Raw genomic sequence first — 14150 nt, forward strand, 5'->3', positions numbered from 1 at the left:
CACGCCGCCGGCAGGTGCGGCCGCAGCTCGGCGTCGTGCCGGTCGAGGATGCCGGCGTCCTCGAACAGCCGCACTGTCCGGTACACCGTGGCGATCGAGATGCCGGGATCGAGCGCCGAGGCACGGGCGTGAAGCTGCTCGACGTCGGGGTGATCCTCGCTCTCGGAGAGTACCCGCGCGATGACCCGGCGCTGTTCGGTGATCCGCAGCCCCTTGTCGGCGCACAGTTGTTCAAGGTCGATCCGCTGTTTCAACACCCGGCTCCAATACGAAAGACGCCCCAGCCTTAGGGGGCCGGGGCGCCGTTCTCAAGCTGTAGGTGGTAGTTACTCCGCTCTCTTCCGCCGGCCGCGCTTCTGGCCGGGCTTGCGACCGAGGCCGATCTTCTTCGCCAGTTCACGCCGCGTCTCGGCATAATTGGGCGCGACCATCGGGTAATCGGACGGAAGGTTCCACTTCTCGCGATATTCTTCCGGGCTCATATCGTAATTGGTGCGCAGATAACGGCGAAGCATCTTCAGCTTCTTGCCGTCTTCAAGGCAGACCAGATAGTCCGGCTTTACGGACGCGCGGATCGAAACGGCGGGTTCGGGCGCCGGTTCTTCTTCCGGTTCTTCGTTGCCGAGCCCCGCGAGTGCGGAATAAACGTTCGTAATTAACGTGGAAACTTCTTCCGTCGAAACGCTATTGTTGCTGACGTGTGCAGCCACAATATCCGATGTCAACGTGATAAGTGTTTCCTTCATGTCGTCCTGCGTTGAATCCATGGGAAATAGTGCCCTCTTCTTTTATGCTTGACCGTGGCGAAAAGCCACTCACCAGTTTTTATTGCCGTGTCAAGCGCGTGGGAAATTTTCACCATTAACGCGGGGTTATTCGGAATATCGGGAAGACAAGAACGCTTTAAAGTTCGCGTGCAAAAGTGATCGCGTCAATCGTGGTGCCATCCGACGATCGATAATAGGATGGTCGCACACCGATCGGTTTGAATTGGCTTCGGCGATACAGGGATTGCGCGGGATTATTGGCGCGCATTTCAAGGAAGATGCGTTTGACTCCGCGTTCCGCCGATGTCGCGGCAAATGCTTCGATGAGGCGCGCGCCCAGCCCGCGGCCACGATGCGCCGGATGTACGGCGATCAGCAGCAGCTCTTCCTCGTCAGAAGCCTGCCTCGAAAGCGTGAACGCGGCGACCTCGGCAGGAGGCGACCCTGTCACCAGCGAGCCGTCTGCCGTCATCAGCAAGGCCCGCGTGGTGGGCATGGCCAGGGAATCGCGGACCTGAGAGCGTGTCCATGCTTCTCGCCAGTGCGGTTCGAACGCGGCGACCATGACCGCCATGATGCCGTCGAGGTCTATCTCTTCAGTCATTGCGGGAGCTTTGCGTCCGGCCCCCGACCATAGATCGGCGACAACCATTGCGTGAAATGGTCGCGATGCAGACCCGCCACGGCGGTCGCATCCGGCAGGATGTTCAGGAAGCGGAGCCCGTCTTCCGAAAGGTTCGCCAGCGCCTCCGCCCGGTTGCCCGCCACCAGATCATGATCCACCGCCTGAAGAGCTTGTTCGGGTGCAAGGGACTGAACTGTGCTTTCCGCCATCCCATCTGCCGAGAAATTCTGGATAAAATACTCGCCGTGTCCGCCGTTCATGCAGACGGTCACCGGCTCTTGCCGCTCGCGGATTGCAGTCGCGGCGACGAGGGCGAGGGTAGGGAAGCCGACAACCTTCGCCTGCCACGCCAAGCCGAGCGCGCGCGCGGCGGCGAGGCCGATACGCACACCGGTGAAGCTGCCGGGCCCGAGGGAGACACGGATTTCATCCGCCCGCCCGCGACCGGGCAATTCGGCGATCAGGGGTATCAGCCGTTCGGCATGACCCCGCCCCAGTTCGACATGTCGATGGTCAAGCAGTTCGCCAGCCTCGAAGAGGGCCAGCGAACAGGCTTCGGTCGCGGTTTCAACTGCCAGCAAGCGCATCGGCGCGCGATGCCTCAGCGCGCCTTGCGCTTCAAGCGTCCAGCATCAGGCGATGCGATTGAACCGATCGAAGTCGGGCCGGGGACTGCGATCAAAGATAGTTTCCTTGTCCCCGTAGCCGATCGAACAAATCCAGTCGGCCTTGACCTTCGGATCGTCGGCGAAGAATTCCGCCGTGACCTTGTCGAGATCGACGCCGGACATCGGCCCGCAATCCAGCCCCAGGGATCGTGCAGCCAGCATCAGATAGGCGCCCTGCAGCGCGGAATTGCGCGCCGCTCCGGTTTCGCGGCCTTCCTCGTCACCTTCGAACCAGCTCTTGGCATCGGCGTGCGGGAACAGCCAAGGCAGTTCTTCGTGAAAATCGATATCGTAACCGATGATAACGCACACGGGCGCCGTCTGAACCTTCTTCTTGTTCTGATCGGAGGCGAACTCGGCCAGCTTGTCTTTCGCCTCCTGCGACTTGCACCAGACGAGGCGCGCAGGCTGCATATTGGCCGAGGTAGGGCCCATTTTCAGCAGATCGTAGATGCGCTTGATCTGCTGTTCGCTCACATCCTTTTCGAGCCAGCCGTTATAGCTGCGCGCTTCGAGAAAGAGTTGATCGAGCGCCTCGTCGGTCAGGACATGGTCGTGAAACTGCTTGGTCATGGGTACTCCTGCAAATGGCGGGCTCAGGCCGCGCGAACTTCCCTCACTTCGGGGACATAATGCTTTAGCAGCCCTTCGATCCCGTGCTTGAGAGTGGCGGCACTGGAAGGGCAACCCGCGCAGGCGCCCTGCATGGCAAGATACACCACGCCGTCGCGAAATCCACGATAGCGAATGTCGCCCCCGTCTCCCGCGACGGCGGGGCGGACGCGGGTTTCGATAAGTTCGTTGATCTGCGCGACGATGTCGGCATCCTCGGCCTTTTCTTCGACGAGCAGGGCCTCGTCGTCTTCGCCCGGCACGGCGATGTCCGCCGCGCTGCCCGGCGCGAACAGCGGGGCGCCGCTGACGAAATAATCGAGCAGTATGGAAAGGACGGTGGGCTTTAAGTCGCTCCACGATACGCCCGGTGCGGCCGTGACGGTGAGGAAGTCGGAGCCGAAGAACACCCCGGTTACCTCTCCGCTATCGAACAGCGCCTGGGCGAGCGGGCTCGCCTCCGCAGCCTCGGGCGAGGTGAATTCACGGGTTCCGCCACCGCTCATGACCGGGCGACCGGGCAGGAACTTGAGGCTGGCGGGGTTGGGGGTGGTTTCCGTCTCGATCAGCATGGCTCGGATGTAGGGGCGGGGGATGCGCCTCACAACCCGCCGGGGCCGACTAATGACGTTGCTTGCCCTGCTCCTTCGCTATTCACTCGCCCTTCACTCTACGGCTCTCTATATGGCGGCCATGCTTCAGCTTTCGCGCGCCGCCCGGCGCATCGCGCTCTCTTCTGCAATGCTCGTCTTCGCGCAGGCCGCGCCCGCGCAGACAAATCCGCCCGTATCGGTTCCCGAGCAGGCCCCCGAACCGGCGTTACTTCAGCCGCGTTACGCGCAGACGGGCGACACCACGCCGTGGATCTATCGCGGTAGCGACGTACCGCCGGACCAGGAGTGGCTGTTCGGCGAAATGCCCAATGGGGTGCGCTATGCCGTGCGCGAAAACGGCGTGCCGCCGGGGCAGGTTTCGATCAGGGTGCGGATCGATGCCGGCTCGCTCTACGAGCGTGACAGTGAACAGGGCTATGCCCATCTTCTTGAACATCTGCTGTTCCGGGAGAGCAAGTACCTCGGGCCCGCGCAGGCAATCCCCACCTGGCAGCGCCTTGGTGCGACCTTCGGGCGCGACACGAACGCCGAAACGACGCCGACGCAGACGGTTTACAAGCTCGATCTTCCCAATGCCGATCCGGCCAAACTCGACGAGAGCATAAAGCTTTTGTCCGGCATGATCCGCTCTCCCGTTCTCAGCACTAAGAACGTGAAGGCGGAGGTGCCGATCGTGATGGCGGAGAAGCGCGAACGGGGTGGAGCGGCCGAACGGCAATCGGAGTTGACCCGCAAGACTCTGTTCACCGGTCAACTGCTGGCCGATCGATCGCCGATCGGAACCGAGGAAACCCTGTCCGCGGCACGCGGCCGGAGCGTTAGGGCCTTCTATAATCGCTGGTATCGCCCCGAAAATGTTGTCGTTTCCATCGCCGGCGACTTCGATCGTGCCGAGCTGGCGGCGGCCGTCGAAAAATGGTTCGGCGACTGGAAAGGCAGAGGCAAGCCGGTGTCCGCTCCCGACTTCGGCGACCCCGAAGCCCCGGTGGGCGTAGATCGCGACAATCCCGTGGGCGAAACGGCGGTCTCGGTGGAGCCAGATCTGCCCCGCGCCTTCACCTATGCGATCTTGCGGCCCTGGGAGCAGGTCGAAGACACCATCGCCTATAATCAGGGCATCCTGCGAGAAACCCTGGCCCAGGCGCTGATCAACCGGCGGCTGGAAGCCAAGGCGCGCGCCGGCGGCAGCTTCCTCTACGCTCAGGTTCAGCAAGACAAGGTGAGCCGTTCCACCGATGCCACATTCGTATCCTTCGCGCCTCTGACGGAGGATTGGCAATCCGCGCTCACCGACGTTCGCGCCGTGGTGGCCGATGCGCTGGATCGCCCACCTAGCGAAGAGGAAATCGCTCGCGAAATCGCCGAACTTGAACAGGTGTTCCGCAGCGGCGTGGCCGAGCGGAGCGTCATGCCCGGATCCCGCCTTGCCGACGATATCGTGAACGCCGTGGACATTCGCGAAGCGGTGGCAGCGCCCGAAACCGTCCTGAACGTGTTTCTCGGTATGAAGGATACCATCACGCCCCAGCAGATGCTCGACGCGACCCGGCGCCTTTTCGCCGGCACTGTGATCCGCGCGGTCTACAACACGCCCGTGATGGGAGAGGCAAGCCCGGATGACGTGCGCGCAGCCATGACGAGGGACGTGGCGCCCGACACCTCGGCGCGCCTGTCCACCAAGGAAATCCGCTTCGACACTCTCCCTGCGATCGGCGAGCCCGGCACGATTACGGCAGACGCGCCGATCGGCGTGCTCGACATCTCGCGGGTCGATTACGCCAATGGCGTGAAGGCCCTCCTGTGGCCCAGCAACGCCGAGCCGGGGCGGGTGGCCGTAAAGGTGCGCTTCGGCGGTGGCTATCGTTCTTTGGGCGACGACGACACCGCAGAGGCTTCGCTCGGAGGGCTCGCTCTCGTTGGGTCGGGTGTCGGCCCTTTGGGACAGGAAGAGCTCGATCGGATTTCCACCGGGCGCAAGATGGGATTCGACTTCACGATCGAGGATGGTGCCTTCACCTTTTCGGCCCAGACAAGGCCTGAGGACGTAGCGGACCAGCTTTATCTTTTCGCAGCCAAGCTCGCCATGCCGAGCTGGGATCCCGCCCCGGTGATCCGCGCCAAGGCAGCGGCGACGCTGGCGTATCAAAGCTATGCGACGAGCCCCGCGGGCGTGCTCGGGCACGAGCTCGATGGTCTCGAACGTGGGGGTGACCCCCGCTATACCGCACCGACGCGGGAGCAGATTGCTGCGGTTACGCCGGAAAGCTTCCGCGCAGTGTGGGAACCGATCCTGAAGCAGGGACCGATCGAGGTGCTGGTATTCGGCGATTTCGATCGCGCCAAGACGCTCGACGCCCTGTCGAAGACGTTCGGCGCTCTGCCGCCGCGCGAACCCCTGCCGCAGGCTATGGCGGCCCGGTTGCCGGGCTATGGCGAGCCGGGCGAGACTGCGGTGCTGCACCATCGCGGCGATGCCAACCAGGCGGCGGCCGTAGTCGAATGGCCCGGCGGAGGCGGGGTCGCCAGTATCCGCGAATCGCGCCAGCTTCAGATTTTGGTCCAGCTCTTCAACAACCGCCTGCTCGACGCGATGCGGGAGAAGGCCGGCGCCAGCTATGCGCCCGTGGTCCAGTCGGACTGGCCCACGGATATTCAGGGCGGCGGACGGATCAGGGCGATCGCGCAATTGCAGCCCAAGGATGTGCCGATCTTCTTCCGCGAGGCGGAACGGATCGCGCAGAGCCTGGTCTCTACGCCGGTGACGGCCGACGAGCTCGAGCGGGTGACCGAGCCACTGCGCCAGTATGTCAGCCGCGCGTCCACCGGAAACCTGTTCTGGCTCTACCAGCTGGAAGGGGCGACGCAGGATCCGCGCATCATCGCATATCTGCGCACCCTGCTGTCGGATTATTCGCGCACCAGCCCGGAGGTCATGGAGGCGCTGGCGCAGAAGTACTTCAGCGGTGTTCAGCCCTGGCGGCTCGCAATCGTGCCAGAAGGGCAGAGCCTGTCCGCCGAGGCTGGAGCGGTGCCAACGCGCTGATCCGATCACCGTTATCGCGGGTTTTCGCTGGCCAAGCCTAACAAGCTTGCCCCATAAGGCAGGTTCGCCTTCCCGAAAATTGCAAGAAACCACGAGAAACTAGCGATGACGACTGCCTGGAAGCCCGAGAGCTGGCAACAATTCGAAGCCCGGCATTTGCCGGAGTACGAAGACGCCGCAGCCCTTGCGCGCGCAACCGACACCCTTTCGGCCTATCCGCCACTGGTTTTCGCTGGCGAAGCGCGGGCGCTCAAGGCCGATCTGGCGGAAGTCGCGGCGGGCCACGCTTTCCTGTTGCAGGGTGGGGACTGTGCGGAAAGCTTTGCCGAGTTTCACCCCAACAACATTCGCGACACCTTTCGCGTCCTCCTGCAGATGGCCGTCGTGCTGACATTCGCGGGCAAGCGCCCGGTGGTAAAGGTCGGCCGGATGGCTGGGCAGTTCGCCAAGCCGCGCTCGTCGCCAACCGAAACGCAGGGCGACGTGACTTTGCCGAGCTATCTGGGCGACAATATCAACGGTATCGAATTCGATCCCGTTTCGCGTCGCAACGATCCGGAGCGGATGGTGCGGGCCTATTCGCAGGCCGCGGCCACGCTTAACCTGCTGCGTGCCTTCGCAGGCGGGGGTTATGCGAACCTGCGCGAAGTGCATCAGTGGACGCTCGATTTCATGGGCCGCAGCCCATGGGCCGACCGTTTCGGCGATGTCGCGGACCGGATTGGCGAGGCGCTCGACTTCATGGAAGCTTGCGGGGTCGATCCGCAGACGCTGCCGCAACTCAAGGGAACGAACTTCTACACCAGCCACGAAGCGCTGTTGCTGCCGTACGAGCAGGCGATGACCCGCCGCGATTCGCTGACCGGCGAATGGTACGATACCAGCGCGCACATGCTCTGGATCGGCGATCGGACCCGCTTCGACGGCAGCGCGCATATCGAATTTGCGCGTGGCATCGGCAATCCGCTTGGCGTCAAATGCGGGCCCAGCCTGGAACCCGATACGCTTCTCAAGCTGCTCGATCAGCTCAACCCTGACCGCGAGGCGGGCCGCATCACGCTGATCGCGAGATTCGGCCATGACAAGGTCGAAGAGGGGCTGCCCAGGCTGGTCCGCGCCGTGAAGGCTGCGGGACATCCCGTGGTTTGGAGCTGCGACCCGATGCACGGCAATGTCGTCAAGTCCGACAGCGGATACAAGACGCGCCCCTTCGACAGAATCCTGCGGGAGGTTACGGCCTTCTTCTCGGTCCATCGTGCGGAAGGCACGCATCCCGGCGGCATCCATGTCGAAATGACAGGGCAGGATGTGACCGAATGCGTGGGTGGGGCCATCGCCATAACGGACGATGCGCTGGGCGATCGATACCACACCCACTGCGATCCCCGTCTGAACGCGGCGCAATCGCTGGAGCTGGCATTCCTTATCGCGGAAATGATCAACCGCGAGATGGCCGAACGGCCCCGTCACGCCGCGTGATCGGGTGTCCAACGAAGGTTTGTACGTTTAATTAACTGAAAATAACCCTTTTCCCTTTGCAGCTTGTTTCGGCCCTTCGCGTATCGGGACAGGACAATCGGAGAATAGAGAAATTGTGAAGCGGGATTTTGTTCGATCCCATCATATCTGGCCACTGGCACTGGCTGCGGCATCCGCAGCCGGGGCCTGTGTCGTGGCTTTGCTTGGCGCGGGGCCGGTTGCAATCGTCGCCCTAACGCTTGTCGCTCTCACGGCTCTCGTCGTTTACGAACGCTCCATGGTGGCCCGGCTTTCCGCCGAGAATTCCGCATTGTCGCAATCGGTGGGCATGCTTGAAATGGCGGAAAGTCTGGCGGGCGTAGGGCGCTGGCGGTACGAAACGGCCAGCGATACGCATCAATGGTCGCCCGAGCTTTCCTCCTTGATCGGCATCTTTCCGCCGCGGCAACCGGATAAGGCGCTGGTATCGCAAGTGCTGGGGCCGGACGGTGGAGGGCTGGTCGCGACCCTCAATCGCCACAGCAACGATCAGGAAACCTTCGAGATCGAATTCGAGGTCCAGCGACCCGACGGCGAGCACCGGCTGCTGCGCGCAAAGGCACGCAACGAGATGGATCAATACGGTCAGCCCGTGCGCGTGTTCATGGTCGTGCGCGATGTGACCGAGGAGTATCAGCTGGCGCGCAGGCTCAAAGAAGAGCAGGAAAGCGCCTTGGCCGCCGCCCGCAAGGCGCAGGCGCTCGCCAACACGGATCCCCTGACCGGGCTTGCCAATCGCCGCCATGCCATGAACGAGATCGACCGGGCGATCATGCAGGCGAGGCAGAACGCGCAGCCTCTTTCGCTGATCGTCTTCGATCTCGATCATTTCAAAGCCGTCAATGATACGCATGGACACCTCGCGGGAGACCAGGTGCTGACCAAGGTGGCTGGGGTGACGCAGGCGATGGTGGGCGACGGGGATATTGCCGCGCGGTTCGGCGGAGAAGAGTTCGCCTGCCTGCTCAGGGATACCGATGCCGAACGGGCTAGCGAATTTGCGGAAAGCCTGCGCTTGGCGATCGAGAGGAACAGTGCCGTTGCGGGCCTGTCGGGCGTCACTGCCAGCATCGGTCATGCCACCTTCTCGCCCGGAGACACCAGCCTCACTCTTTTTGCCAAGGCGGATGCGGCCCTTTACGAAGCCAAGAAGGCAGGCCGAAATCGGGTTTGCATGGCAGGCTGACACAAGCCTCTGGTAGAAAAAGCATTTGTGGGTCTGCCAAATCCGCGCGGACGCAATTTGTTCTCCTTGCGGCCTTTTAATTGTCATCGATTGGGGGCACATAGACCCCGGTTGCCCCGTTCGCGCAGCCGCTGACGTTACGGCGCATGCATGACCCTTCTTTCCGACCACGCCGCCCCTCGCAGCACCCAGATCGTCGATCGCTTCCATGGCGTGCGTTCGCTGACCGAAGCGCTGGCCGCGCCTCTTTCCGACGCGGATGCGACCATCCAGTCGATGGAAGATGCCTCGCCGGCAAAATGGCACTTGGCGCACACGACCTGGTTCTGGGAAACCTTTTTGCTCCGCGAGAACGTCCCCGATTACGTGCTCTTCGACGAGCGCTGGCCATTTCTTCACAACAGCTATTACGAGACAGAGGGTGAACGGATCGCGCGGTTTTCGCGCGGCCTGCTCTCGCGCCCATCTCTGGAAGAGGTGCTCGCCTATCGAGCGCACGTGACCGCGGCCATGCAGGTGCTGCTCGACGATCCTGCCCACCGGACCCTGATCGAAACGGGCATTGCTCACGAACAGCAGCATCAGGAACTGCTGCTCACGGATATCAAGCACGCGCTGTTTCAAAACCCGCTGGGGCCAGCGATGTGGTCTGAACCGGAGCTGGAGCAGGCGCCATCGCGCAGTGAAGACTGGACCCACCATCCGGGCGGTATCGCCAGGGTGGGGCATCAGGCCGATGGCTTCGCATTCGATAACGAAGGCCCCGCACACCGCGTTCTGCTTGAGCCGTTTGCTCTTCATGACCGGCTCGTCAGCAATCGTGAATGGGCCGATTTCATCTCTGACGGTGGGTACGAAAAGGCCACTCTCTGGCTGAGCGACGGCTGGGCGTTCGTCCAGAAAGAAGGCATCAGGGCACCCCTTTACTGGGGCCAAGGCGATCGGGAAGACCAACACTTCACCCACGCAGGTTGGCAGCCCCGCGATCCGGATGCGCCGGTCACGCATGTTTCCTATTTCGAGGCCGATGCCTTCGCAACCTGGGCAGGCGCGCGGCTTCCTACCGAATTCGAATGGGAAGCCATCGCACGCGGCCAAGAGGGCGAGGCGGCGGCGCATGATCCCGAGGGCGGCAATCAGCTCGATAACGCCGCCCCTCCCATGCCGAGCGGCGCAGGCGGCCTTTTTGGGGATTGCTGGCAGTTCACCCGGTCAGCCTACCTCCCTTACCCGCGGTTCGAAGCGCCACCGGGTGCCGTGGGGGAATACAACGGCAAGTTCATGAGCGGTCAGGTGGTGCTGAAGGGCGCAAGTTGTGCGACCGCGCGCGGACATTCACGCGCCAGCTACCGCAATTTCTTCTACCCGCATCAGCGCTGGCAATTCACCGGCGTGCGGCTGGCAAAGGACAGCTAGAATGGCAGCTCGCGATGGGATCGCACTGGTGGACCGGGATGCACACGGGGTGGATCGCGCATTTCGCGCCGACGTGTTGGAAGGTCTCAGCCAGGACCAGAAGGCCCTCCCGGCCCGCTGGCTCTACGACGATGCGGGCTCGCAGCTGTTCGAGGATATTACGCAGGTCCCGGAATACTATCCCACCCGGGCCGAAACCGAAATCCTGACCGAGCGCGGCGACGAGTTTGCCGAGATGATCGGGCCGGACCGTGCGGTGGTGGAATTCGGCTCGGGCAGTTCGGTCAAGACGCCGCTTCTGCTCTCGGCCATAAACCCTTCGGCCTATGTGCCACTCGATATCGCAGGCGATTTCCTGCGCGAAGCGGCTTCCGGGCTTAGTCAGCGATTCCCCGATCTGGCGATCTATCCGGTGGAAGCCGACTTCATGCGCGAGGTGGATCTGCCCACGGAGGTGGCATCACTGCCCAAGCTGGGGTTCTTCCCCGGTTCCACCATCGGTAACATGGTGCCTCGGACCGCGGTCGACCTGCTGCGTTCCATGCGGCTGACCCTCAAGGCCGATTACGGCATGCAGCCCATGCTGCTGATCGGAATGGATCTCGTAAAGGATCCAGAGGTTCTGGAGGCCGCCTACGATGACGAGAAAGGGGTCACGGCGAAGTTCAATCGTAACCTTGCGCGGCGCATAAATCGCGAGCTGGAGGGCACGCTTCCCATCGATGCGCTGCGGCATGTGGCGCGCTGGAACGACGATTTCGCGCGGGTCGAAATGCATCTGGAAGCGACCCGCCCGATCCGTTTCGACGTGTCCGGCAAAAATTTCGCGATGGCGGAAGGCGAGACGATCCATACGGAAAACAGCCACAAATTCACCCGCCGCAGCGCCAATCTTCTGCTCCAGGCGGCAGGGTGGAGCCCGCGTCGGCGCTGGCTCGACCGGGCAAAGCAGTTCTCACTGATCCTGGCCGAGGCGACCGAGCCACGTAACGCGCCCTAGGAAGGCCTCGGGCGGAAGCCGTCGATCACCCGCTTGATCGCGCCCCTCGAATAAGTGGAACGGGCGACGGATCGCACTATATCTCAACCCATGGACATACAGGCCGCTTTCGATTCCATCGCCGCCGTGATCCGCTCGGTGCCGCGTTCCGAACTGCTGGTTGCGGCTCTGGTGGCGATGGTCGCTGGCTGGATAGGATCGGCGTTGGTGCGGCGGCGCGTGGCGTTTGGCCGCGCGCTGGGCATGCTGAGTTCGCTGGCGCTGGGGGGCATCCTGCTGGTTGTGGTACTGCAGCTATCGCGCTTTGATCCGCGGCTGGACATCTCTCTGCCGGAGATCGGCCTGCCGGAGCAGGTGGTGGCGGGCGGAGAGACACGGGTTGAACTGGCGCCCGACGGGCATTACTGGGTCAAAGCCAGCGTCAACGGCACCCCGGCGAGCTTCCTGATCGACACCGGGGCCACTATCAGCGCGGTCAATCCCGGTCTGGCGCAGCGCGCCGGGCTGGAGCCGCGAAGGGGCGGCATCCCGGTGCAGATCCGCACCGCCAACGGCGCCGTCACTGCGCCGATCTCCACCGCCGATACGGTGTCTTTCGGCAATATCAAGGCGTCGGGCATCGACATGGTGATCGCGCCGGGGCTGGGCACCACAAACATCCTGGGCATGAACGTGCTGTCGCGCCTGGGCGGGTGGCGGGTGGAGAAGGGCGTTCTGATCCTGACGCCCGAGGGCGAAGCGCCGCGCGGGTAAATTCGCGAACGCAGCGTAATCGGACTTCGCACCAACTGTGCCGAACTTGCACAAGCGACACGAATCGCTGGCGAATTATTACAATCTCTTTATTCGCGAAGGAGCCGATATGTCGGGGCGGGGCCTTTTGCCATCCGCCATCAGGGAGTGGGTCAAGCTATGAAAGCGCATTTGATGAAGGCCGTTACCGTCGCGGTCTTGGCGACAGTTTCGCTGCCCGCGCAGGCGGCGGTTTTCGATTTCACTTTCACCGCTCCGCTCACCAACGGCGATACCGCGTCCGGGAGTGGCCAGATCACCACCGCCGATATCGACGCAGAGGGGCGCTACCGCGTCCTGTCCGCCACCGGGAGCTTCGTGGGTTACGAGGGGTCCGGATCGCCTTATCGCATTTCAAACGTTGTCGGGCTGACTGCGACGGCCGGCTTTCCGGAGGTTGGCGATGGGTACATCACGGCGGATGGCGCCGGTTCGTTCTTCACCAGCGGCCTCGCACTCTATGATGAATTCCTTTTCGACGGGATCGGCTTCCTGCCGAGCGCCGGCGCGTCGGGGTACGAAGGGTTTTTCAGCGAAGTCGCCGTCAAAAATGCAACGCTTACCTTCTCCTTGGCCGGTGGAGGTGTGCCCGAACCGACAACCTGGGCCCTGCTGATCGTGGGCATGGGTGCCGCGGGCGTTGCGCTGCGTCGCCAGCAGGCGGTTCGCCGTCTGGAGATCGCCTTCGCCTGATCGACGAACCTCGCACTCCGGCAGGGCATGCCATGGCTCCCTGCCGGCACGATAGGTTGCCCCGGCTAGATTTCGCTTGTCCCCCTGTCGCCCACACGCGACAGCGGGGGCACTATGGCCGACAGCATCTACATCCGCCCCATCGGCTTCGCGCCCGGTCCGCAGAGCGAGCATGGCAATGCCATCCGGCTGGCGGGCGGGATGGTTTATGCCAGCCGGTTCGCGGTGATCCTGCGGCGCGATGGTGCGGTGGCTGAGCGGTGGGTGGCGTCGCCCGACACCATCGCCGAGGTGCTGGGACAACTGCCCGACAGCGTGGGTGCGGAGGCGGAGGCGCAGTGGAGCGCGCTGCGCATGGCGCACCCGCCGCTAGAAATGGGCGGCCGCACCATCCGGCTGGATCAGCCGCAGATCGCGGGCATCCTCAATGTGACGCCGGACAGCTTTTCGGATGGCGGGCAGTTCATAGACGCACCCGATGCCGCACGCCAGCATGCCGCCACCATGCTGGAAGCCGGGGCCGCACTACTCGACATCGGCGGCGAGAGCACCCGCCCCGGGGCAAAGCCGGTGTGGGAGGGGGACGAGATCGCTCGCGTGGTGCCCGCGGTGGAGGCGTGCGCGGCGATGGGCGCGGCGGTCAGCATCGACACGCGCAAGTCTGCGGTGATGGAGGCCGCGCTGGGCGCGGGTGCCACCATGATCAACGACGTATCAGGGCTGATGCACGATGCGCGCAGTGCGCAGATCGCGACGGCGGCGGGTTGTCCGGTGGTACTGATGCACGCGCCGGGCGCAGGCGGCGAGAACCTGCACGAGGGCGGGGATTACGAAAACACGGTGCTGGACGTGTTCGATGCGCTGAAGCGCTTGCGCGACCGCGCGCGGGAGGCTGGCATAGAGCGCGCCCGCATCGTGTTGGACCCGGGCATCGGGTTCGGCATGTCGCTGGCCCAGTCGACCGCGCTCATCAACGCGTTGCCGCTGTTCCATGCATTGGGACAACCGCTGATGCTGGGCGCCAGCCACAAACGGCTGATCGGGGCGATGAGCAACGAGGCACCCGTGGAGCAGCGGCTGGGAGGCAGCATCGCACTGGCACTGGCGGGCATGAACGCGGGCGTGCAGATCCTGCGTGTCCACGATGTTCCCGAAACCGTGCAGGCGCGCAACGTATGGCGCGGCCTACGCGATTCCGCGCTGACGGATTTCAGCG

Annotated in this window: 14 protein-coding genes; 8 read left to right on the forward strand and 6 right to left on the reverse strand. The window is 63.4% G+C overall.

From position 1 onward, the window contains the following. The 6 genes from ACFDTG_RS14155 to ACFDTG_RS14180 form a co-directional block, all read right to left on the reverse strand. Positions 1 to 254 (reverse strand): Fur family transcriptional regulator (locus tag ACFDTG_RS14155; protein ID WP_375291656.1); only part of this gene is annotated, 254 nt, incomplete at its 3' end. A 72-nt stretch (positions 255 to 326) separates the two neighbouring features. Continuing rightward, entirely contained in the window at positions 327 to 767 is a 441-nt protein-coding gene (locus ACFDTG_RS14160; RefSeq protein WP_375291657.1) for a MucR family transcriptional regulator, read from the reverse strand. A gap of 136 nt (positions 768 to 903) precedes the next feature. Further along, positions 904 to 1371 (reverse strand): GNAT family N-acetyltransferase, encoded by a 468-nt coding sequence (locus ACFDTG_RS14165; protein ID WP_375291658.1) that lies wholly within the window; start codon positions 1369 to 1371, stop codon positions 904 to 906. Next, complete coding sequence (gene tsaB / locus ACFDTG_RS14170; protein ID WP_375291659.1) at positions 1368 to 1979, reverse strand: tRNA (adenosine(37)-N6)-threonylcarbamoyltransferase complex dimerization subunit type 1 TsaB; 612 nt, start codon at positions 1977 to 1979, stop codon at positions 1368 to 1370. The genes ACFDTG_RS14165 and tsaB overlap by 4 nt, the downstream gene beginning before the upstream one ends. A 45-nt stretch (positions 1980 to 2024) precedes the next feature. Next, the gene (locus ACFDTG_RS14175; protein ID WP_375291660.1) at positions 2025 to 2633 is read right to left on the reverse strand and encodes a malonic semialdehyde reductase; all 609 of its coding nucleotides are present in this window, start codon (positions 2631 to 2633) and stop codon (positions 2025 to 2027) included. A gap of 23 nt (positions 2634 to 2656) precedes the next feature. Beyond that, positions 2657 to 3244 (reverse strand): NifU family protein, encoded by a 588-nt coding sequence (locus ACFDTG_RS14180; RefSeq protein ID WP_375291661.1) that lies wholly within the window; start codon positions 3242 to 3244, stop codon positions 2657 to 2659. 121 nt (positions 3245 to 3365) lie between these two features. Between ACFDTG_RS14180 and ACFDTG_RS14185 the strand changes: the two genes are divergently transcribed. The 8 genes from ACFDTG_RS14185 to folP all read left to right on the forward strand — a co-directional run. Continuing rightward, entirely contained in the window at positions 3366 to 6329 is a 2964-nt protein-coding gene (locus ACFDTG_RS14185; RefSeq protein WP_375291669.1) for a M16 family metallopeptidase, read from the forward strand. Positions 6330 to 6434: 105 nt separating this feature from the next. Next, the gene (locus tag ACFDTG_RS14190) at positions 6435 to 7808 is read left to right on the forward strand and encodes a class II 3-deoxy-7-phosphoheptulonate synthase (protein ID WP_375291662.1); all 1374 of its coding nucleotides are present in this window, start codon (positions 6435 to 6437) and stop codon (positions 7806 to 7808) included. Positions 7809 to 8001: 193 nt separating this feature from the next. Continuing rightward, complete coding sequence (locus ACFDTG_RS14195; RefSeq protein ID WP_375291663.1) at positions 8002 to 9033, forward strand: diguanylate cyclase; 1032 nt, start codon at positions 8002 to 8004, stop codon at positions 9031 to 9033. Between the two features lie 150 nt (positions 9034 to 9183). Further along, positions 9184 to 10449: an ergothioneine biosynthesis protein EgtB gene (gene egtB, locus ACFDTG_RS14200; protein ID WP_375291664.1), complete on the forward strand. Its 1266-nt coding sequence runs from the start codon at positions 9184 to 9186 to the stop codon at positions 10447 to 10449. 1 nt (position 10450) lies between these two features. Continuing rightward, positions 10451 to 11449, forward strand: coding sequence for an L-histidine N(alpha)-methyltransferase (gene egtD / locus ACFDTG_RS14205; protein WP_375291665.1), 999 nt, complete (start codon positions 10451 to 10453; stop codon positions 11447 to 11449). A gap of 90 nt (positions 11450 to 11539) precedes the next feature. After that, positions 11540 to 12202 (forward strand): TIGR02281 family clan AA aspartic protease, encoded by a 663-nt coding sequence (locus tag ACFDTG_RS14210; protein ID WP_375291666.1) that lies wholly within the window; start codon positions 11540 to 11542, stop codon positions 12200 to 12202. A 159-nt stretch (positions 12203 to 12361) separates the two neighbouring features. Then, positions 12362 to 12934, forward strand: a complete 573-nt coding sequence (locus ACFDTG_RS14215) for a PEPxxWA-CTERM sorting domain-containing protein (protein ID WP_375291667.1) — start codon at positions 12362 to 12364, stop codon at positions 12932 to 12934. 114 nt (positions 12935 to 13048) lie between these two features. Further along, positions 13049 to 14150: dihydropteroate synthase (gene folP / locus ACFDTG_RS14220; RefSeq protein WP_375291668.1), on the forward strand; the 1102-nt coding region annotated here is incomplete at its 3' end.

Origin of the sequence: Qipengyuania sp. (assembly GCF_042095715.1) — a bacterium.
In the GTDB taxonomy this organism is placed as follows: Bacteria; Pseudomonadota; Alphaproteobacteria; order Sphingomonadales; family Sphingomonadaceae; genus Qipengyuania.